This window comes from Roseovarius sp. EL26, assembly GCF_900327775.1.
GTDB lineage: Bacteria > Pseudomonadota > Alphaproteobacteria > Rhodobacterales > Rhodobacteraceae > Roseovarius.
Map to the genome: position 1 here is coordinate 414649 of NZ_OUMZ01000005.1, position 19229 is coordinate 433877.

Sequence of the window (19229 nt, forward strand, 5' to 3'; positions counted from 1 at the left end):
CGCTTGCTTGACTTTAAGGTTTCATCTCTGGGGTCTTGCGGAAAGATCAAAATCTATCGGATGGGTGTGAACGTAGCATTTTTGAGAGTGCAATCCTTGATCGTGTCGCGGCCACAGGGGGTGGGGGCAAGGTCTTTTGACAGGCAGATGCGAACCTCTTGAATATGGCGGTCGCGGCAGGTGATCGTGATCATGTTGCGCTTGAGTGTTGGGTTTGCTTTTAGAAAGGCGTCTTCCACCACCGAGGCGGGCAGTTTGACCGGTTTGGTCAGTTTGCGAAATACCTCAGGGCGTTTGATCATATCATAAGCTTGACGGGAGAGGTCGTAGTAGCTGGCGGCGGGTAGATTGGTGCAACGTCCGTGTTTCTTCCACTGATACCACGCCAACCCAGAAGAACCCATGATGTCGGCCATATCACGTGTCATCGCACGAGAGGGCGGGCGTTGTGCCGTGGGGCAGAAGCTTGGCCAGCCGCGATGGTATTGTGGCCAGAGCCCGTGTAAAATCCAGCCGTGATCTTGCTCGCATTGCGCGGCGTCTCGGGCGTCGCCCTCAATTGTGCACCATGTCGGAGACCAGCTAAGGGCCAGAACATAGTAATCAAATTGACCCGCGCGTTCGCCGTCGGCACGCACCAAAGAGGCGCATAGCGCGGCACAGAACAACAGGGTCAATCGCAGGCGCATGTTTTTATCTTTCCATTTATCTCAGGGCGCACTATATAGCGTCCAAGTTCCCCGACAATGGAAACCGTTCCGCCCGCCGGAACCGCCTTTGAGGCGATGGGGAAGATGTGCACGAAGGAGACCTGAGAGATGGCAAAACCGCTTATGGCCAAAGCCACGGCTGTGTGGCTGGTGGATAACACGACAATCAGCTTCAAGCAGATTGCCGATTTTGTTGGTATGCATGAATTGGAAATTCAGGGGATTGCTGACGGTGATGTTGCCGTAGGCGTGAAAGGGTTCGACCCGGTCGCCAACAACCAGCTGACCCAGGATGATATTGAAGCAGCCCAAGATAGCCCGCTGTTCAAACTGAAACTGAAGTTCAACGCCGCTGCTGTCGGTGAAGAAAAGCGCCGCGGTCCACGCTATACGCCGTTGTCAAAACGGCAGGACCGCCCAGCGTCAATCCTATGGCTGGTTAAGTTCCACCCGGAGCTGGCAGATAGCCAAATCTCCAAGCTGGTCGGAACAACCAAACCAACCATTCAGGCGATCCGAGAGCGGACACACTGGAACATCTCCAACATTCAACCGATCGACCCGGTTGCATTGGGGCTGTGTAAACAGTCTGAGCTGGACACGATGGTGCAGAAAGCTGCGGCCAAACGCGCCAATGATGGCGAGATGATGGACGACGAAGAGCGTCGCAAGTTGCTGAGCACTGAGCAAAGCCTCGGGATGGACTCTGAGCCGCGCATGCCAACTGCAATTGAAGGGCTGGAAACCTTCAGCCTGAGCGGCGGGGATGATGACGACAAAGAAGAGACAGGCGATATTCTGGATGCCGATAGCTTCTTTAACCTGCCTGACAACGAAGATGAAGACGAACAGCCGTAAGTCTGTCATCATAACTATAGAAAGGCTCGGGTTTTTCCCGGGCTTTTTTTATGGGTTAAAGCGCTTTGCGTGCGGTCAAGGCGGCACTGATGGTGCCGTCATCCAGATAATCCAATTCGCCACCGATGGGCACACCCTGTGCCAGAGAGGTTAAGGTGACATGCTGTTCCAGCTGATCGGCGATGTAATGCGCAGTTGTCTGGCCGTCGATTGTGGCGTTGAGGGCCAGAATGATCTCGGTCACATTTTCCGTCTCAACTCGCGTGACAAGTTGTGGGATGCGCAATTGGTCCGGGCCGATCTGATCAAGGGCTGACAGCGTACCGCCCAACACGTGATAGCGCCCGTGAAACACTGCTGCGCGCTCCATCGCCCAGAGGTCTGCAACATCTTCGACCACGCAGATTTGGCCGTTGCCACGCTTTTCCGATGTGCAGATGTCGCAGATATCGGTGGTGCCGATGTTGCCGCAGCGCATGCATTCGCGGGCGGTGACGGCGACCTGTTGCAGCAGATCCGCGAGTGGCGTGAACAACAGTTCACGTTTGCGGATCATATGCAGTACCGCGCGGCGCGCGGAGCGGGGGCCAAGCCCGGGGAGCTTGGCCATCATTTCGATCAGGGCATCAATATCGCGCGTACTGCTCATGTCAGATCAGAACGGTAGCTTCATGTCCTTGGGCAGGCCAAGATCTTCGGCAATCTTGCCCAGTTCTTCCTGCGAACGTTCAGCCGCTTTAGACTGCGCATCTTTGATGGCCGCCAAGATCAGATCCTCGGCAACTTCTTTGTCGTCAGGATTGAAAATCGACGGATCAATATCCAGCGCTTTCAACTCTCCCTTGGCCGAGGCGGTTGCCTTGACCAGACCAGCGCCGGATTCACCCACAACCATGATGTTGTGCAACTCATCTTGCATCTGCCCCATCTTGGCTTGCATGTCCTGCGCCTGTTTCATCATCTTGGCCATATCGCCAAGTTGACCCAATCCTTTAAGCATATCTCTACTCCGGCTCTGTTCCGTTGTGTTTGAGCCTAGATACGGGTGCGCGCGGGTAAGGACAAGGTTATGCCTGCGCGAATGTGAGGTTGGGGCGGGAAAATCCCGCCCCAAGGTGCGCCTTCGAGAGTGAGTTAGGTGGCTTATTTTGGAAGTAGCACCTTATCGATGACGTGGATCACGCCATTCGATGCAATGATATCGGCTGCAGTTACGTTGGCATCATTTACACGTACACCGCTGCCATATTTCCCAACACGGCCGTCAACGGTAACGTTTTGACCTTGTACGGTGGGCACGCTCAAACGTTCACCCAATACTTGATCAGATGTTACAGCACCAGAAAGCACGTGATAGGTGAGAATCTCAGTCAGTTTGTCTTTGTTTTCCGGCAGCAACAAAGTTTCAACCGTACCTGCTGGAAGCGCTGCAAAAGCTTCGTTGGTCGGAGCAAATACAGTGAAAGGCCCATCGCTCTTCAGAGTATCTACAAGACCCGCGGCCTGAACTGCTGCTACGAGGGTCGAGAAATCTTCGTTGCCAGCAGCAATGTCTACGATGTCCCCAGGTCCGTCGGCTTGCGAGGTGCAGCCAGATACAAAGGCAGCAAAGGCCACGATAGCGGCGGTTTTGGCAAAAAATCGTCTGTTCATAAGATGGTCCCCCTTGGTGTCATGTGTATTAGATACGCATTGGGGGACAGATCGGATCATTTTTGATACGCAATGGAGAGGGGCGCCTTAGTCTTCCTCAAAGGGATCCCACTCATCTTCAACCTCTGGCAAGGCTTCAGCCAGCGCCTCTGATGCTTGCTCTTGCGCTGTCTTGATGTCGACAATTTTGGCTTTGGGAAAAGCGGCTAGTACGGCTTGCACCATGGGGTGTTCCGCGGCTTCGGCCTTGATTGCATTGTCTGCGGCGTCACGTTTTTCAGCGATGGTTTCGGCGCCACCTTCGTTGACCAGAGATACGGCCCAACGATTGCCAGTCCATCGCTGCAAGGCCGTGCCCAGCCGTTGCGATAGATCTTTTGGCGCATTGCCGGTGGGAACAAATTCGATGCGGCCCGGTTGATAAGCAGCAAGGCGCAAGTTGGTTTCTACTTCGACCAGTAATTTGACATCACGGTTGGTGCGGATCAGCTCAACCACATGTTCAAAGGTCGGGTAGTGCGCCAAGGATTCGCCGACTTGTGGGGCCAATGCTGTTGCCTGACCAGTAGGGCCAGAACCACCAGAGGGGGCCGCCGTCGTGCTGGCGGCATAGGTTGATCCGCCTCCCGAAGGTGCACCATTTGGAGATGTCGGGGCAGGGCCGGGTGCCGGTGGAGGAGGGGTATCCTGCAGCTTGCGTAGTAGATCTTCGGGCGCAGGCAGGTCTGCCACATGGGTCAGGCGGATCACGGCCATTTCGGCGGCCATCATCGCATTGGGGGCAGCGGCAACCTCTTCCAATGTTTTTAGCAACATTTGCCACATCCTGGTGAGGATCCGCATCGGCAGAGCCTCGGCCATCGATTGACCGCGCTGGCGTTCATCCGGGCTGATGGTCGGATCTTCTGATGCTTCGGGCGTGATTTTGACAACGCTGACCCAATGGGTGATCTCGGCCAGATCGCGCAGCACCGCCAGCGGGTCGGCGCCATCAGCGTATTGCCCGCCCAGTTCGGTCAGGGCGCCCGCTGCATCGCCTTTCAGGATCAGATCAAACAGATCGAGCACTCGACCACGGTCTGCCAGACCCAACATGGCGCGGACCTGATCGGCGGTGGTTTCACCAGCGCCGTGGCTGATGGCCTGATCCAGCAGGGATGTTGCATCACGTGCGGAGCCTTCGGCCGCACGGGTGATCAACGCAAGCGCGTCTTCGGCAATCTCAGCCTGTTCTGAGGTGGAGATTTTGCGCAGTAGCGCGATCATCACTTCTGGTTCAATCCGACGCAGGTCAAAACGTTGGCATCTGCTTAGAACTGTCACTGGAACTTTGCGAATCTCGGTCGTGGCAAAGATAAATTTGACGTGTGCGGGCGGTTCCTCAAGCGTCTTGAGCAGGGCGTTGAACGCGCTGGTCGAGAGCATGTGAACTTCATCGATGATGTAGATTTTGTAGCGGGCCGAGGCCGCGCGGTAATGCACGCTGTCAATGATTTCGCGAATGTCATTCACGCCTGTGCGGGATGCGGCGTCCATCTCCATCACATCAACGTGGCGACCTTCCATGATGGCGGTGCAATGCTCGCACTGGCCGCAAGGGTCCGTTGTGGGGCCGCCTTCACCATCCACGCCGATGCAGTTCATCCCCTTGGCGATGATCCGTGCCGTTGTGGTTTTACCCGTGCCGCGAATGCCGGTCATAATAAAGGCTTGCGCGATACGGTCGGCATCAAAGGCGTTCTTGAGCGTGCGCACCATCGCATCCTGCCCGACAAGATCAGCAAAGGTTTCCGGCCGGTATTTACGGGCAAGGACCTGATAGACGGGCGTGTCGGACAAGGGGGCCTCCGGGGCAGTTAGAATCCGTTGCCGCCACAGTAGGCGGAGCGGTGGCAGAGGTCCAGCGGCGAGATGGTGGAACGGAGAGCTTAAGCAGAGATCAGATATTCAAGCTGGTGCTGGTCTTGGTGCGATCCATCGTGACAAAGGTCTTGAACTTGCGAATGTTGTGATTGTTGAAAAACAAGCGCTGGGTCAGGTCTTCGTATTCAGCCATGTCACCGACAATCACAATCAGAACAAAATCGACCTCTCCGGTCACGTAGTAGCATTGCTGGATTTCCGGGGCCTGCAGGAATTCTTCTTTGATCTCGTCAATCTTGCCACCGGTTTCGGCTTTCAGCTCGACCTCTACAATGATCGTCAGAGGCAGGCCAACGCGGGCGGGGTCAAGAATGGCGGCTTGCGTTGCAATGACACCGTCTTGTTGCATGCGCTTGATCCGTCGCTGCACGGAGGGGGCTGACAGATTGACCTGTTCGCCGATCTCGCGCTGCGGGGTGGTGCTGTCTTTTTGCAGGATCCTGAGAATCGCCAGATCAAAGGAATCCAATTGGGATGAAGAAGTTGATCGCGACATCGGCCTCTAGTGCAAGTTTGTTTCGTTCATACATCAATATTAGAGCGCAATTATCGTGATTTGTGAACTATTTTTGCGAAAATCTAATCAGGAGCACAAAATGAACGCCGCCTTCAAAACGACTGATGTTTCATATTTCGTTACCAAACCAAGCTATTCAAGCGATGGGGTGAACACCCTGCCGCGCGAAGGCTTTGATCGGGCCGAACGCGAGATCACCGGGTGGGATGGTTACGCCAAGACGCCACTGGAGTCATTGGATCGCTTGGCGGAGCAGTTGGGTCTTGGCGATATCTATTACAAAGACGAAGGCCCCCGGTTTGGCCTTGGCAGTTTCAAGGCGCTCGGCGGTGCCTACGCGGTGCAGTGCGTTCTTGCCCGTGCGATATCTGCGCAGGTGGGGAAAGACGTGTCTTTGGAAGACATGCGCAACAAGACCTATGCAGAGCATGCGGCGCAAATCACCGTCACCTCTGCCACTGATGGCAACCATGGCCGTTCGGTCGCTTGGGGGGCAACACGGTTTGGGGCGCAATGCCGGATCTATATTCATGCTGAGGTCAGCGAACACCGCGCCGAAGTCATGCGCAATCTTGGGGCCGATGTGGTGCGCGTTGATGGCGACTATGACGCTAGTGTCGCGCAGGCCCGGACCGAGGCAGAAGAAAATGGCTGGTTGGTGGTGTCAGACACCTCATGGCCCGGGTACACGCAGCCACCGCTGGACGTGATGGCAGGTTACGGTGTGATGGCGCGAGAGATCGTGCGGGATCTGCCAACACCGCCAACACATGTGTTTCTACAAGGTGGTGTTGGCGGACTTGCAGCCTCTGTTGCGGCGGTGTTTCAGCAAGAATGGGGCGCTGATGCGCCTCAGGTGATTATTGTTGAGCCGGAACTTGCGCCCTGCCTTTATGCCAGTGGGCAGGCAAATGCGCCAACATCCGTAGAGATCAAAGAGGAAACGTTAATGGCGGGGCTCTCCTGTGGGGAGCCATCAGAACTGGCTTGGTCCGTTCTTGCAGCGGTGTCAAAAGGGTTCATAACTATCCCAGAATCTGTTGTTGCGCCGGCCGTTCGGTTGTTGGCCAATAACGAAGCGTCGCAGGCGCCTATCAATGCGGGTGAAAGTGCGGTGGCCGGATTGGCGGGAATGATCTGGGCCGCGTCTCATGTGCAGGGGCGGCAGGACTTCATGCTCGATGCCAATTCGCGCGTGGTTTTGATCGGCTCAGAAGGTGTGACTGACCCGAATGTTTTTGAACAAATCATGTCAGGTAAGATCTGATTGTAGCTGACAAGAAGCTTTCCCAAGTCCTGAGCAACGCGGTATAGTGGACCCAAGTTGTTCAGGAGGTGTGAGTATGAAACTTCGCGGGATTGGCCGAAGCCGCAATATCGAAGACCGTCGCGGGAAGCGTGGTGGCGGTGGCGCCAAAATTGGCGGGATTGGCCTGCTGGTGGTGCTGGCGGTCGGGTATTTCGCGGGCATTGACGTGTCTCCCCTGCTACAAGATCAGGGCGGGCAGACCACGACCGCCCGCCCGATCACCGAGGAGGAGGAACGCGCAGCTGAATTTTCTTCGCAGGTGCTGACCACGACCGAGGCCGTCTGGACGCAGATTTTTGATCAACAACTTGGGCAGCAGTACAATCCACCGGTGATGGTGCTTTACTCTGGCGTAACACAAAGCCCATGCGGCGGGGCATCCGGCGCAACGGGCCCGTTCTACTGCCCTGCAGATAGAAAGGCCTATCTCGATACCGAGTTTTTCACCACGCTTTCGCAACAACTGGGTGCGCGCGGAGATTTCGCAGCCGCCTATGTGATCGCCCATGAAGTGGCGCACCATGTGCAGAATGAGCTTGGCATCTTGCCCGAGGTTCACCGTGCGCGCCAGCGCGCCACGCAGGTTCAGGCCAATGCTTTAACCGTGCGATTGGAACTGCAGGCCGATTGCCTGAGCGGGGTCTGGGCGCGTGCCGTCGGGAGCCTGTTGGAGCCCGGCGATCTGGAAGAGGCAGTGAATGCCGCGCAGATGATCGGTGATGACCACCTGCAACGCCGCGCTGGGCGGGTTCCGCAACCGCATACGTTCCAGCACGGCACGTCCGAGCAGCGCGCGCGCTGGTTTGCCACTGGATATGAAAGTGGGCAGGTGCAGGACTGCGATACCTTTAGCGCGAACCAACTTTGAAGCGTGGAACGTTTCGCGATACATGAGCTGTCGGTCGGGGCAGGGGTTTTGGCCCTGTGTCCTTTGCCGGGCCGTGATGGGCACTATGAAGATGATTTGGCGGTGTTGCGCAACTGGCAGCCCGACTTGGTGGTTTCGATGACGCAAGTGCACGAAATGGCGGAAGTGGGCGCGCTTTTACTGGGTGATGATCTTGAAAAACACGGATGCGGCTGGCTGCACCTACCGGTCGAGGATTTTGGAACCTTGGGACCATCGGATGAGGCCGAGTGGGCCACAGTGAGACGTGCAGCGCTAGCATTGCTAAGCGCTGGCAACAAAGTGCTGGTACATTGCAAGGGCGGCTGCGGGCGCTCAGGCATGGTTGTGCTGCGCTTGATGATCATTGCAGATGAAGCACCGGATGCAGCATTGGCGCGTTTGCGACAGGTGAGGCCATGTGCCGTGGAAACCCTTGATCAGTTGAAGTGGGCCCAAAGTTGACCGTTTACTTTAAAGCGGCAGCACCTGAGGTTTTGATTTTTATTTGGTCCAAACACCATTGTTATTGGATGGATCAATTGTGATCGCGACCGTGTCGCCCACATTGGGCGGTTCACCTTCCAGATTGGTGGTGCTCATTTGAACCGCACCTTCTTGCCAGGCCGCATCAACGATTGCGATAACAGATATTGTGTCAGTGCTTTCGTTGATCAGCGAAGCATTCGGTGGGTCCGCGCGAAACTCTCCGTCTTCGGCCCAGCCGTTGCCAACGGCCCGGGCTATGTCAATAATCTGCACTTTTCGGGCTGGCCGGTCGGTGAACGCAATGCCGGTTGGTCCGGTCTCTAGCGTAAAACCTTCCGCAGTTGCTGCGTTGACCGTACCATGGAGAATGATCAGCCAGCTTTTATCTTCCTCTGCAATGGCCGCCGCCGGTGCGACTGCGATTGAGAAGAACCCTGTAACAATGATGAGTTTGAGAATCCGAATTATAGCCATGAGATGTCTCCAAAGATTTCAAAATGTATTTGGTCTGCGTCAAACGTTTGCGGATAGGACTGTAACATAAAACATGGAAAACTCGGTATTCCCGGAGGAGGGCATTGGTCTTATCCCCGCCATTCTTCTCGGGGCATTTTGAGCAGCGCGTCCAAAATCCATTGTCCGTCACGTCCAAGGGCGCGCTGAAATTCATAGCGCAATTGGGTAAGACCGCCGGAACTGAGCAACGGCTGATGTTCTGATTATTATTTGGTCCAAGTACCATTGTTATTGGATTGATCAATTGTGATCGCGACCGTGTCGCCCACATTGGGCGGTTCACCTTCCAGATTGGTGGTGCTCATTTGAACCGCACCTTCTTGCCAGGCCGCATCAACGATTGCGATAACAGATATTGTGTCAGTGCTTTCGTTGATCAGCGAAGCATTCGGTGGGTCCGCGCGAAACTCTCCGTCTTCGGCCCAGCCGTTGCCAACGGCCCGGGCTATGTCAATAATCTGCACTTTTCGGGCTGGCCGGTCGGTGAACGCAATGCCGGTTGGTCCGGTCTCTAGCGTAAAACCTTCCGCAGTTGCTGCGTTTACCGTGCCATGAATGATGATCAACCATTTGGCATCTTCATCGGCCTGCGCTGCCATGGGCATGGCATTGATTGAAAAGAACCATGCGATAGTAAAAAGTCTGAGGGCTCGAATTACGATCATGATATATTACTCCATCAATTGTATGAACGTCCCTAAGGCGCATCAAAACGTTCTCTGCCGATATCGTAACATAAGCCTTAGGACCTTGTGAAATCCTGACGATTGGTGGGGCTTCTACCCTCGCCATTCTTCTTGGGGCACTTTGAGAAGCGCGTCCAAAATCCATTGCCCGGCACGGCCAAGGGCGTGCTGTTCTGTCCAGACCACGTCTATGCCCTCAATCTGGTCACTATGTTGAAAGTCGTAGCGCAGCTCGGTCAGCTCTCCAGATGCGATGAGGGAGTGGACAACAGGTAACGGGAGTTCGGCCCAGCCCAAACCATGCAATAAAAGGTCGATGATCATGCGCGGGCTTTCGGCATACCAAGGATCGGCATAGTGCAGGTCTCCTATCAGGCCGATAGCGTCACGCGACCGGCTTCGTAAAACGATCTGGCGGTGCTCACGCAGGTCCTTGTGCGCGACAGTTTTGAGGTCGGCCAACGGGTGTGAAATACTACAAACGGATGCCATGACCGAATGGCCGACCCCGTGAAAATGAAACCCGGTGGGATAGCCTTCCTGCTCGGTCATCAGGCCCAGATCAGCGCGACCTTCTTTCAGCAAAGTTGCCGTATCATTGGGCCCGGTGGTCAGGATCTCAAGCGAGACATATGGGAAAGTTTCTACAAATTTGCTTAAAACCTCTAACACGGGGCGCTGGTTCAGACCCTGTTCAATTGCCATCGTCAGGCGATCCTCGATGTCTTCACTCATCGAGGTGGCCTTGGCCATGAGCTCGCGATTGCCCAACAGGATGCCTTTGGCGTGGGGAAGCAGGGTTTCCCCTTCCTTGGTAAGTGTGGGCGACCGGCTGCTGCGGTCAAACAAGATAAGTCCTGTGTCAATCTCCAGATTGGCAATGGCCGTTGAAACAGCAGATTGCGCTTTGCCCAATCGGCGCGCCGCTGCCGAGAACGAACCAAGTTCAGCAGAAAGGACAAAGGCTTGCAGGCTGTCGTGAGATGGCATCTCTAACCTATCTGATAATTAGATACATAATAACTATTATTATCCCATAATTAAGATAGAAAGCAATGCAACGAAGGAGGACACCATGTCAGACAAAGTTGCATTGAGAACGGGAAAAGACCGGATGGTCTATGCAGTATCATTCGAAGTGATCCTGATGGTGCTTCTGATTCCGGCGGGCGCAATGTTTTTTGACAAAGGCTTGGCTGAGATTGGCCTGCTGGGGGTGATCTTGTCATTGAAGGCGATGTTGATGCATCTGATCTACAACTGGGTGTTTGACCGCATCGACGCACGTTCGGGCCGTGTGGCCAGCCAGCGCTCGCATCTGGGCAGGATCATGCACGCTGTCGGGTTCGAGGTCACCTTGATGCTGACCTCATTGCCGATCCTGATGTGGTTCTTGCAGGTCGGTGTGTTGCAGGCGCTGGCGACTGACGCCGTGGTGACGACCTTTGTGGTGGGATACACCTATGTTTTCACCTTGGTTTTCGACCGGCTGTTTCCGATCACACCCAATGTTGGAACCTGCGAGGCCTGATCAGATCAGGCCTCGATCACATGCACATCGCGAGGGAATTGGGTCAGGCAAATCGCGTCGTTGTCGCGGATGTGAATAGTCTCGCTCAGTTCCATGCCCCAGCCATCCATCCACATGCCAAGGATAATATGAACAACGGCATTCTCAGGTAGGGGTGTGGCATCGCTGGGGCGGAAACTGATGGTGTGTTCACCCCAGTCCGGTGAATAACCGACGCCGATCGAATAACCGATCCGGCTTTTCTTTTCCAAGCCGTAGCCATCCAACACTGCCTGCCATGCGGCGTGGACATCGCGGCACAGCACGCCCGCCTTCATGCTGTCCAGTACAGCCTCCATGCCTTCACCCACGGCCTGAGCGGTTGAGATCAGCTTTGCTGGTGGTTTTCCAATGTGAACGGTTCGTGCAAGGCCTGCGTTGTAGCGTTTGCGGCAGCCGCCCAGCTCGAACGCAATGGTCTGATCGCGCTCAAACTGCGCATCCGTCCACATCGGATGCGCGGTCGAGGCGGCTTCACCCGCTAATACGAGTGGGTGCAGCGCGGTTTGGTCGCCGCCGAATTCTGGTGTGCCACGGATTTGTGCGGCAACAATATCAGCCATCAGATCACACTGGCGTATACCGGGGCGCGCGCCGTCATAGGCGGTTTGCATGGCTTTTCCGGCGATGACCGAGGCTTGACGTATCATCTCAATCTCAGCTGGACTTTTGGTCAGACGTTGCCAGTTTACCAGCAGACCGCAATCGCTCCATGTGCTGTTGCTTAGGCGAGATTTGAGAATATCCGCGGTGGCTGGTGTCAGGAAATAGACATCGTTTTCGATGGCAATTCGTTTGCCATCAAAACCTTTGCCCACCATCCAGTCGGCCATGAAGTCCGCAGCATGCAGCCCGGGTTGCTGGACATGGGTTTCGGGGAAGGAAACCACCTGATCATCGGGGAGGTAGCTTGAAAACTTCGCCGCCCCTGCGTCCATCTCGCGGCCGATCCAAGTGGGTTCGCACTCCAATCCGACGACCATAATCTGCGGGGTGTAGAACGACCAAGCGTCATAGCCGGTTAACCAATTGATATTGGCGGGATCGCCAATGACCAAACCGTCAAACCCACGCTCTGCCATTGCGGTGCGTACCTGGATCAGACGTTGGTTGTACTCTTCGCGTGAAAATGGCGGCGGCATGACGGTGATCCCTGTACTGTTTTATTATCAGTGCCGGGGAATGATTGAAAAATCCAGTGTCAATTTCTGCTCAGGTGCACCAGCCAAGGAAGGATGTTGTTGGAGATTTAAATCTACCCGATCTGCGCCACAAACTCCTGTGGGTCCGCTACCTCAAGCAAGCGCTTGCGAATGACCGGGTCAATGGCGGTACTGGCCTCGGGGAATATCCCGGTTTGCTCGATGCTTTCCCGGGCTGAGACACGTTCGGGGATACGCTTCCAGATGATTGGTGTGGCATAGGGCATCAAGCGGGGGCGTGTTGCGACACCCATGGTAAGCCCCTGGATAAGGTTGACCTGTTGTCGATGGGCTGGAAACATAATTGTGCTGGACATGAAGCCATCTTCGCTATTGGCATTTTCGATCAGATAAATTCTGTCGCCCTTGAAGGTCACTAACCCCTTGTGCCGCGTCTTTTGGCGAATGCTGCCATCTGCACTATGGGCCCGTTCAAATGTATGACTGACCACTTTACCTTGCTCTTCTCTGAGCCAAACAAGGGTTCGGATGATATTACCTTGCCAGGTCGGGGTCTGAAAATGGCCATGGTAAAACCCAAGATATCGCCGCAAATTACGGGCCTGACCTTCGAAGATATAATCCAAAGATGGGCGCGACCGAGTATGCACATCGGGTTGTAGTGTTTCCACTTCGACAGCAAACTGATCGCCATCCAAGACCAATGTATCGGCGCTTATCCCAAAATACTGCGCGATACGGTGTAGATTATGTGCCGAGGGCATGCCGCCACCATTGAGGTACCGGTTGAATTGCTGTCGATTGAAGCCGATTTCGCGACAGACCTGCGCAATGCTGACACGCTCGGCGCACAGGCGGCGTAAATTTTTGGAAAAACTTTCTGACATGATGGCTCCTCCTTTCGCAAGCTTACACTAAACAGTGTAAACATGATTACAAGTGTGCATTCTCGTGAAATTCAATCCACTGCCGAGTTGTGGCGATACGTTCCGATGAACAACTTCTGTCGGGAGGGACACGATGATAAAGCCACCGTTTACTGATGTCGTGATTGCAAAATCGCCATCGGGATTTTACCAAAACTACAGTATGCCAATCGCAATTGGCAGCAAATGCATCATTGTTGCGCTTGCACTTTGGGCCTTGCTTTGGCCCGCACAGGCCAACAGTATACTCAGCAGTTTCAAATGGGAGCTGCTTGAAAGCTTCAACGCTTTCTACATCATCCTGTTTGGGTTTTTTGCCCTATTCCTCATCGTCATCGCAATTATCCCCTCAACCGGGAAACGTGTGATGGGTCTGCCCGGGGAAAAACCAGAATTTTCCAATTTCTCTTGGTTTGCAATGATGTTCGGGGCTGGTCTGGGCGTTGGGTTGATGGTTTTCGCCACCGCCGAACCATTAGGGCTGTGGGGATCAAATCCAGAAGTTCTGGCGCAAAATGTTGAAGCAAACTCCCAAGAGGCGATCCGATCAACTTACGTTTTCACATTCGCACATTACGGGTTCCATACATGGGGGGTTTTTGTCGTTGCAGGGCTGGCAATGGCGTATTGCTCATATACGCGCGGCTTGCCCCTGACGATTAGAAGCGCCCTGACACCTTTGATCGGTCGGCATGCTAATGGGTTCTTTGGGCACGTGATCGACACGCTTGGTGTCGTGGCAACAATTCTTGCGGTTTCTGTCACGATCGGTTTTGGCGTCAGTCAGTTCCTGAACGGCGTGTATGCAATCACCGGTATGGAATGGATCATGAATCTTGGTGGTGAAGCACCGACACCCAGTGGGGCAGGTCTGATCGCCGGGTTGGTGTTGATTATGACCCTGTCAATCATATCTGCCGTGTCTGGCGTTGGACGTGGGGTTAAGTATCTGTCGAACCTCAATTTGGTTCTGTCCATGGTTTTACTGTTCACCTTTGTAATCTTTGGTTCGTTTTTCTTTGCAATGACAACGTATGGCGTCGCATTGGTTGATTACATTCTCCAATTCATCTCGCTGTCGTTTAACGCTTACTTCCCAATGAGTGAGGCGGATTTCGCAGCCGCGCTGCCAGCGGCGGCACAATCCCATTCAGGCGATCTCTTTGCTGGCGCAACCAACGCTTGGGGCAGCTACGAAGGGTTTGTTTCAGGACTAACTGGAGAGGCTGCTGAACTAAACGAAGCAACTCTTGCTGCAGTTTATGAGGCTGGTAACGACGGCCGACAGTTCACATGGCAAGCTGGATGGACGACGTTCTATTGGGCATGGATGGTTGCATATGCACCTTTTGTGGGCCTGTTCCTTGCCCGCATTTCCAAAGGGCGCACCATTCGTGAGTTCGTTATAGGATGTGTTGTTGCGCCTTCTTTGGTGTGCTTTGCTTGGATGACAATCCTAGGTGCCACGGCGATTGATCTGGAGCTTAACGGCATTGCCGATGGTGCGATCATTGGTGCATCGAACACCAACAAGTTGTTTGTGACCTTGTCTTACATTCTGGATGGTGGGCTTCTGGCGGCACTGAATGTGATGTGCGTTGTCTTGGTCCTGACATTTCTGGTCACATCTGCTGACTCAGGTATTCTTGTGATGAATACCATCATGTCTGGTGGAGAGCAGGAAACCGGTATCAAGCACCGGATCGTTTGGGGGGTTATCCTGACCGTTGTAATTGGCACCTTGTTGCTTGCGGCGGGTGATAACAATCCAATGGAAGCGATACGAAACGCAATGATTATCGGTGCGCTGCCGTTTGCTGTGATCCTAGGGTTGATGATGATTGCAATGAGTAAAGCTCTGTACCGCGATCACCTGCGTGAGAAAAATCAAGGGCCTCAGTTGGACGGCACACCTGCCGAATAACGCAGCTTAATAAATAGAACTGGAGGGGCAAGTTCCCTCCAGTTTAACTTTGCTTGCTATGCGCGGGCACGTTCTGCCCCTTGAGTGATCGCATCGCGCAGCTTCTTCTCAAGCGCCTTTTGCTTGGCCTCTGAGTGGAACTTCAAACCAAACATATCTTTAACATAAAAGGTATCCACCACCTGCTCGCCGTAGGTCGCAATAACGGCCGAGTTGATATAGACGTTGTTGGTAGCCAGCGTACGGGTCAGGTCGTATAGCAGGCCGGGGCGATCACGGGTGTCAACCTCGATCAGAGTGTAGATTTCCGATCCTTCATTATCAAAAGTGATATGTGTGGGCACACGGAACGCGCGTTCACGTTTTTTGATTTTATCACGGCTTTGCATCGCGTCGCCGGTCACAACCTCGCCCTTGAGGATCTTGTCGATCATCTGGTTCAGGCGCGGCAGGCGTTCGGCCTCATAGGGGTGACCGTCAGCATCCTGTACCCAGAACACTGCTGTGGCGTAGCCATCTTTTGAGGTATAGGTGCGAGCATCGACCACATTGGCGCCAACCAAGGCCAGCGCCCCGGCTAGGCGCGAGAAAATACCGGGATGGTCTGCCATCACGAAACAGGCGCGGGTGGCGTCACGATCTTCATCAATGGCCAGATCAATGCCAACTGAATCGGGCTCTAAATCGCGAAGAAGTCGGGCAAAGATAGTATGAGCTGTAACATGCAGCCCCTGCCAATAGGGTGGGTAATGGCGGGCTGTTTCGGCCTTGAGGTCCTTGGCATCCCAGCCTTTTAGTGCCTTGCGCAGATTGCGCTTGGCATCTGATCCACGTTGCTCGCGATTGAGAGCTTCCAACCCACCCTCTAGCGCTTGTCGAGTTTGGGCATAAAGCGAGCGCAAAAGCGTGGCTTTCCAGTTGTTCCAGGTGGTGGGGCCAACGCCGCGAATATCACAAACCGTCAAAACGCACAGCAGATCAAGCCGTTCCTTCGTTTGCACCGCCTTGGCAAAATCCCGAACAGTACGTGGGTCAGAAATATCGCGTTTCTGCGCCATGTCCGACATCAATAGGTGATAGCGCACCAACCATTCTGCAATGTCCACTTCGGCGGGTTTCAAGCCCAGCCGAGGGGCTACCTTGCGGGTGATCTTTGCGCCAAGAATCGAGTGATCCTCGGTGCGGCCTTTGCCAATGTCATGGAGAAGTAAAGCGACGTAAAGGATGCGCCGGTTGACGCCCTCATCAAGAATGGATGATGCTACAGGCAGTTCCTCGATCAGCTCATGGCGTTCGATCTGGGCCAGATGGCTGATGCATTGGATGGTATGCTCGTCAACGGTGTAGTGGTGATACATATTGAACTGCATCATTGCGACGATAGGTTCAAATTCAGGTATGAATGCAGAAAGCACTCCCAGCTCGTTCATCCGTCGTAAGGCGCGTTCCGGGTTGCCGTGCTTCAATAACAGATCAAGAAACAACTTCTGCGCCTGCGGATCAGTGCGCAGGGCATCATCAATAAGGTCGAGGTTCGCGGTCACCAGACGCATGGCATCGGGATGAATTAAAAGACCCGTCCGCAGGCCTTCTTCGAACAGGCGCAACAGGTTCAGGCGATCTTGTAAAAACGTATCTGGGTCGGCGATGGCAATGCGGCCGTGAACCTCTTTGTAACCGGGTTTCAATCGGCGTTTTCGGGTCATCAGACGTTGTAAGATCGGCTGCGACTTGGCGTGCGTTGCTTCCAGCTTGGTCAGGAAGATGCGGGTCAGGTCGCCCACCGCTGTGGCGTGACGGAAATAATCTTGCATGAAATATTCGACCGCGCGACGCCCGGCGATATCGAGGTATCCCATCCGTTCAGCGACCTCGACCTGCAGATCAAACGTCAATTGTTCGCTTGGCCGATTGGTGACCAAATGCAGGTGGCAACGCGCAGCCCAGAGAAAATTTTCTGCCCGGGTAAAGGTGTCAAATTCGTCCTCGGTGAACAGGCCCAGCGCTACCAGTTCTGCGATGTCATCAACCCGGTACAGGTATTTGGCAATCCAGTAGAGGGATTGCAGATCGCGCAGGCCGCCTTTGCTCTCTTTTACGTTGGGTTCGACCATATAGCGCTGGCCGCCCTGTTTCTCATGCCGGGCTTCGCGTTCTTCCAGCTTGGCCTCAATGAACTCACGCTCGGTGCCAGTGAATAGCTCGTCACGCATTCGGGCTCGTAGCGTTTCGCCAAGGGCGGCATCGCCAAACAGAAAGCGCTTTTCCAGCAAGGCGGTGCGAATGGTGAAATCTTGCTCGGCCAAACGCAGGCATTCATCGGTTGAGCGGCTGGAGTGACCAACTTTAAGCCGCAGATCCCATAGAATATATAGCGTGCTTTCAATTACGCTTTCGGTCCAAGGGGTGACTTTATAGGGCACCAAGAACAGTAGATCGACATCAGAGTGCGGAGCCATCTCTTTGCGCCCATAGCCGCCCACTGCAAAGACGGCGATACGCTCGGCCTCAGTTGGGTTCGGATTCGGGTGCAGATGACGGGTCACATGTGCGAGTGTGGTCAGCAGAATGCAATCCGTCAGCCAGCTATAAGACCGTACCACCGGGCGCGCTGACATCGGGTGCGCCTTTAGTGCCGTGCTGATGGCTTTGCGTCCCAGCGTATGTCGCGCCGCCAGAATTTGAGTAAGTACTTTGCGTTGCTCGCCGGCATCGTTGCCAGCTGATTGCAGTGCATCTTCGATCTGTGCATTGACGGTTTCGGCGTCAAAAATATCCTCGACCGGACAAATGAGATCATCCGGGCGAGGGGGAAGTGTTTTCATATGTTGTGACACCAAATGATTTAGAAACCAGCGCCGCTAAAGCTGCTAGGGGCAGGTGACACAACAACCACTTGCTGGTTGCGCACGGTTGCGACTGCCAGGCCACGTTCGTTGGTGCCATCTTTGCGGAGGCGGAAGATACCGGTCACGCCTTGAAAACCTGCGCCTTGAGTCAGAGCAGATGTGGTCAGCGCGTTGCGTTTACCGGATTTGACCAATGCACCAACAGCTGCGATGCCATCATAAGCCAACCCGCTGATTGCATGCGGTGTGTTGCCATAGGCGGTCTCAAAGCGGCTGCGATACTGGGCCGATCGCTGCGGATCAGGCAGGGCAAACCAACCGTTCTGAACCCCAGGCAAGGACAGTGTCTGGCGTGGAGTGTCCCAGCGCGACAAGCCAATGTATTGCATCGCATCGGGGCCAAGTCCCGCCTCGGGCAGCATTTCTGAGAACATGGGCAGAGCACCGGCAGCATTTGCGGTTGTGAAAATAGCATTGGCCTGATTGCTTTGTGCGGCCTGTTTGATCGCAGGGATCGAAGACACCACGCCGTTTTGGGAAAATTCATACTGAACCGCGCCCGCTGGTGTCGCGCCATTATTCGCGATGGCCTGTGCAATCGCATCTCGACCCAGTTGACCTGCCAAGTTGTTGGCGTAGACCGTCATGATCCGCGATTTCCCCTGGCTGGTTGAAAAGTTCACCAGCCGATTGGCCGTGGTTTCAAAGGTTTGTCCCAGAACGAATAGGTTGCCCCCGGCAATTGTCGGGTTGTTGGAGAAGGCCAGAACATTAACGCCCTTAGGGGCTACAGCAACAGCCACGGCATTGGCCGACCCGGCATGCAAAGGCCCAATAATGATCTTTGCACCTTCATCGACGGCACGCAAAGCCACCTGTTGGGCCAGCCCGGCCTGTCCGGCGGTGGCATAGACGCGAAGGTCAATTTTCACCCCGTTAAGATCGGACACAGCAAGGCGCGCGGCGTTTTCAAGGTCCTTCGCGAGAAAGGCCTCATTTGAGACGGCAGAACCATGCGGAACAAGCAGAGCAACCGGGACGGGTGCATTCGGATCGATTGAAGGACCACTGCTGCTCCCAACACCGGGGGTTTGACAGGCCGCCAGCCAAAGAATTGGCAGTAGCATTGCAATACGGCGCAATAGCTTGCACCCGGATGTGAAAACAGCAAACATAAGACCTCTTAAACTCCCTCGTGGTGGCAGGTGAAAAACTCCCTGCTCTCAGATGGAGATCATAAACGTCATAGA

The 19229-nt window shown here is 54.6% G+C and carries 19 protein-coding genes; 6 read left to right on the top strand and 13 right to left on the bottom strand.

The window, feature by feature from the left end; all coding sequences use genetic code 11:
- Positions 1–53 precede the first annotated feature (53 nt).
- The gene (locus D9A02_RS03915) at positions 54–689 is read right to left on the bottom strand and encodes a ribonuclease T2 (protein ID WP_120499657.1); all 636 of its coding nucleotides are present in this window, start codon (positions 687–689) and stop codon (positions 54–56) included.
- Between the two features lie 129 nt (positions 690–818).
- Between D9A02_RS03915 and D9A02_RS03920 the strand changes: the two genes are divergently transcribed.
- Positions 819–1568: a DUF1013 domain-containing protein gene (locus tag D9A02_RS03920; RefSeq protein ID WP_120499658.1), complete on the top strand. Its 750-nt coding sequence runs from the start codon at positions 819–821 to the stop codon at positions 1566–1568.
- Between the two features lie 55 nt (positions 1569–1623).
- Here the strand turns inward: D9A02_RS03920 and recR are convergent, their stop codons facing one another.
- The 5 genes from recR to D9A02_RS03945 all read right to left on the bottom strand — a co-directional run bounded on the left by recR (position 1624) and on the right by D9A02_RS03945 (position 5640).
- On the bottom strand, positions 1624–2217 hold the full coding sequence (gene recR / locus D9A02_RS03925) for a recombination mediator RecR (RefSeq protein WP_120499659.1): 594 nt from the start codon (positions 2215–2217) through the stop codon (positions 1624–1626).
- A gap of 6 nt (positions 2218–2223) precedes the next feature.
- Positions 2224–2568 (bottom strand): YbaB/EbfC family nucleoid-associated protein, encoded by a 345-nt coding sequence (locus D9A02_RS03930; protein WP_120499660.1) that lies wholly within the window; start codon positions 2566–2568, stop codon positions 2224–2226.
- A gap of 143 nt (positions 2569–2711) precedes the next feature.
- Entirely contained in the window at positions 2712–3221 is a 510-nt protein-coding gene (locus tag D9A02_RS03935) for a fasciclin domain-containing protein (RefSeq protein ID WP_120499661.1), read from the bottom strand.
- A gap of 87 nt (positions 3222–3308) precedes the next feature.
- Positions 3309–5060, bottom strand: coding sequence for a DNA polymerase III subunit gamma/tau (locus D9A02_RS03940; RefSeq protein WP_120499662.1), 1752 nt, complete (start codon positions 5058–5060; stop codon positions 3309–3311).
- Positions 5061–5160: 100 nt separating this feature from the next.
- Positions 5161–5640, bottom strand: a complete 480-nt coding sequence (locus D9A02_RS03945) for an Lrp/AsnC family transcriptional regulator (RefSeq protein ID WP_120499663.1) — start codon at positions 5638–5640, stop codon at positions 5161–5163.
- 100 nt (positions 5641–5740) lie between these two features.
- Between D9A02_RS03945 and D9A02_RS03950 the strand changes: the two genes are divergently transcribed.
- The 3 genes from D9A02_RS03950 (at position 5741) to D9A02_RS03960 (ending at position 8321) form a co-directional block, all read left to right on the top strand.
- Positions 5741–6928, top strand: coding sequence for a diaminopropionate ammonia-lyase (locus D9A02_RS03950; protein ID WP_120499664.1), 1188 nt, complete (start codon positions 5741–5743; stop codon positions 6926–6928).
- Positions 6929–7004: 76 nt separating this feature from the next.
- Positions 7005–7838 (top strand): neutral zinc metallopeptidase, encoded by an 834-nt coding sequence (locus tag D9A02_RS03955; RefSeq protein ID WP_120499665.1) that lies wholly within the window; start codon positions 7005–7007, stop codon positions 7836–7838.
- Positions 7839–7841: 3 nt separating this feature from the next.
- Positions 7842–8321, top strand: a complete 480-nt coding sequence (locus D9A02_RS03960) for a protein-tyrosine phosphatase family protein (protein ID WP_120499666.1) — start codon at positions 7842–7844, stop codon at positions 8319–8321.
- Positions 8322–8360: 39 nt separating this feature from the next.
- On the opposite strand, the gene D9A02_RS03965 is transcribed toward D9A02_RS03960, so the two are convergent.
- The 3 genes from D9A02_RS03965 to D9A02_RS03975 form a co-directional block, all read right to left on the bottom strand.
- A complete protein-coding gene (locus tag D9A02_RS03965; RefSeq protein ID WP_120499667.1) occupies positions 8361–8819 on the bottom strand; it encodes a hypothetical protein in 459 nt (152 codons plus the stop codon).
- A 248-nt stretch (positions 8820–9067) separates the two neighbouring features.
- Positions 9068–9526 carry a hypothetical protein gene (locus D9A02_RS03970; protein ID WP_162932960.1) on the bottom strand — a complete coding sequence of 153 codons (459 nt, stop codon included), beginning with the start codon at positions 9524–9526 and terminating at the stop codon, positions 9068–9070.
- Between the two features lie 114 nt (positions 9527–9640).
- Complete coding sequence (locus tag D9A02_RS03975; protein ID WP_120499669.1) at positions 9641–10537, bottom strand: LysR family transcriptional regulator; 897 nt, start codon at positions 10535–10537, stop codon at positions 9641–9643.
- Between the two features lie 85 nt (positions 10538–10622).
- Between D9A02_RS03975 and D9A02_RS03980 the strand changes: the two genes are divergently transcribed.
- Positions 10623–11078 (top strand): PACE efflux transporter, encoded by a 456-nt coding sequence (locus D9A02_RS03980; protein ID WP_120499670.1) that lies wholly within the window; start codon positions 10623–10625, stop codon positions 11076–11078.
- Between the two features lie 5 nt (positions 11079–11083).
- Here the strand turns inward: D9A02_RS03980 and D9A02_RS03985 are convergent, their stop codons facing one another.
- Together D9A02_RS03985 and D9A02_RS03990 are read right to left on the bottom strand one after the other, a co-directional pair.
- A complete protein-coding gene (locus D9A02_RS03985; RefSeq protein ID WP_120499671.1) occupies positions 11084–12259 on the bottom strand; it encodes a Xaa-Pro peptidase family protein in 1176 nt (391 codons plus the stop codon).
- A gap of 113 nt (positions 12260–12372) precedes the next feature.
- Positions 12373–13167, bottom strand: a complete 795-nt coding sequence (locus D9A02_RS03990; RefSeq protein ID WP_120499672.1) for a helix-turn-helix transcriptional regulator — start codon at positions 13165–13167, stop codon at positions 12373–12375.
- Between the two features lie 133 nt (positions 13168–13300).
- On the opposite strand from D9A02_RS03990, the gene D9A02_RS03995 reads away from it, so the two are divergent.
- Positions 13301–15130 carry a BCCT family transporter gene (locus D9A02_RS03995; protein WP_120499673.1) on the top strand — a complete coding sequence of 610 codons (1830 nt, stop codon included), beginning with the start codon at positions 13301–13303 and terminating at the stop codon, positions 15128–15130.
- A 56-nt stretch (positions 15131–15186) separates the two neighbouring features.
- On the opposite strand, the gene D9A02_RS04000 is transcribed toward D9A02_RS03995, so the two are convergent.
- Together D9A02_RS04000 and D9A02_RS04005 are read right to left on the bottom strand one after the other, a co-directional pair.
- Complete coding sequence (locus D9A02_RS04000; RefSeq protein ID WP_120499674.1) at positions 15187–17955, bottom strand: [protein-PII] uridylyltransferase; 2769 nt, start codon at positions 17953–17955, stop codon at positions 15187–15189.
- A gap of 20 nt (positions 17956–17975) precedes the next feature.
- Positions 17976–19154 carry a penicillin-binding protein activator gene (locus tag D9A02_RS04005; protein WP_120499675.1) on the bottom strand — a complete coding sequence of 393 codons (1179 nt, stop codon included), beginning with the start codon at positions 19152–19154 and terminating at the stop codon, positions 17976–17978.
- Between the last annotated feature and the right edge of the window lie 75 nt (positions 19155–19229).

Bases quoted from the DNA above. Each gene is read 5' to 3' on its own strand.
- D9A02_RS03965 (WP_120499667.1), bottom strand. From the start codon at position 8,819: ATGGCTATAATTCGGATTCTCAAACTCATCATTGTTACAGGGTTCTTC.
- D9A02_RS03995 (WP_120499673.1), top strand. From the start codon at position 13,301: ATGATAAAGCCACCGTTTACTGATGTCGTGATTGCAAAATCGCCATCG.
- D9A02_RS03970 (WP_162932960.1), bottom strand. From the start codon at position 9,526: ATGATCGTAATTCGAGCCCTCAGACTTTTTACTATCGCATGGTTCTTT.
- D9A02_RS03950 (WP_120499664.1), top strand. From the start codon at position 5,741: ATGAACGCCGCCTTCAAAACGACTGATGTTTCATATTTCGTTACCAAA.
- D9A02_RS03985 (WP_120499671.1), bottom strand. From the start codon at position 12,259: ATGCCGCCGCCATTTTCACGCGAAGAGTACAACCAACGTCTGATCCAG.
- D9A02_RS03980 (WP_120499670.1), top strand. From the start codon at position 10,623: ATGTCAGACAAAGTTGCATTGAGAACGGGAAAAGACCGGATGGTCTAT.
- D9A02_RS04005 (WP_120499675.1), bottom strand. From the start codon at position 19,154: ATGTTTGCTGTTTTCACATCCGGGTGCAAGCTATTGCGCCGTATTGCA.
- recR (WP_120499659.1), bottom strand. From the start codon at position 2,217: ATGAGCAGTACGCGCGATATTGATGCCCTGATCGAAATGATGGCCAAG.
- D9A02_RS03930 (WP_120499660.1), bottom strand. From the start codon at position 2,568: ATGCTTAAAGGATTGGGTCAACTTGGCGATATGGCCAAGATGATGAAA.
- D9A02_RS03920 (WP_120499658.1), top strand. From the start codon at position 819: ATGGCAAAACCGCTTATGGCCAAAGCCACGGCTGTGTGGCTGGTGGAT.
- D9A02_RS03955 (WP_120499665.1), top strand. From the start codon at position 7,005: ATGAAACTTCGCGGGATTGGCCGAAGCCGCAATATCGAAGACCGTCGC.
- D9A02_RS03975 (WP_120499669.1), bottom strand. From the start codon at position 10,537: ATGCCATCTCACGACAGCCTGCAAGCCTTTGTCCTTTCTGCTGAACTT.
- D9A02_RS03945 (WP_120499663.1), bottom strand. From the start codon at position 5,640: ATGTCGCGATCAACTTCTTCATCCCAATTGGATTCCTTTGATCTGGCG.
- D9A02_RS03915 (WP_120499657.1), bottom strand. From the start codon at position 689: ATGCGCCTGCGATTGACCCTGTTGTTCTGTGCCGCGCTATGCGCCTCT.
- D9A02_RS03990 (WP_120499672.1), bottom strand. From the start codon at position 13,167: ATGTCAGAAAGTTTTTCCAAAAATTTACGCCGCCTGTGCGCCGAGCGT.
- D9A02_RS04000 (WP_120499674.1), bottom strand. From the start codon at position 17,955: ATGAAAACACTTCCCCCTCGCCCGGATGATCTCATTTGTCCGGTCGAG.
- D9A02_RS03935 (WP_120499661.1), bottom strand. From the start codon at position 3,221: ATGAACAGACGATTTTTTGCCAAAACCGCCGCTATCGTGGCCTTTGCT.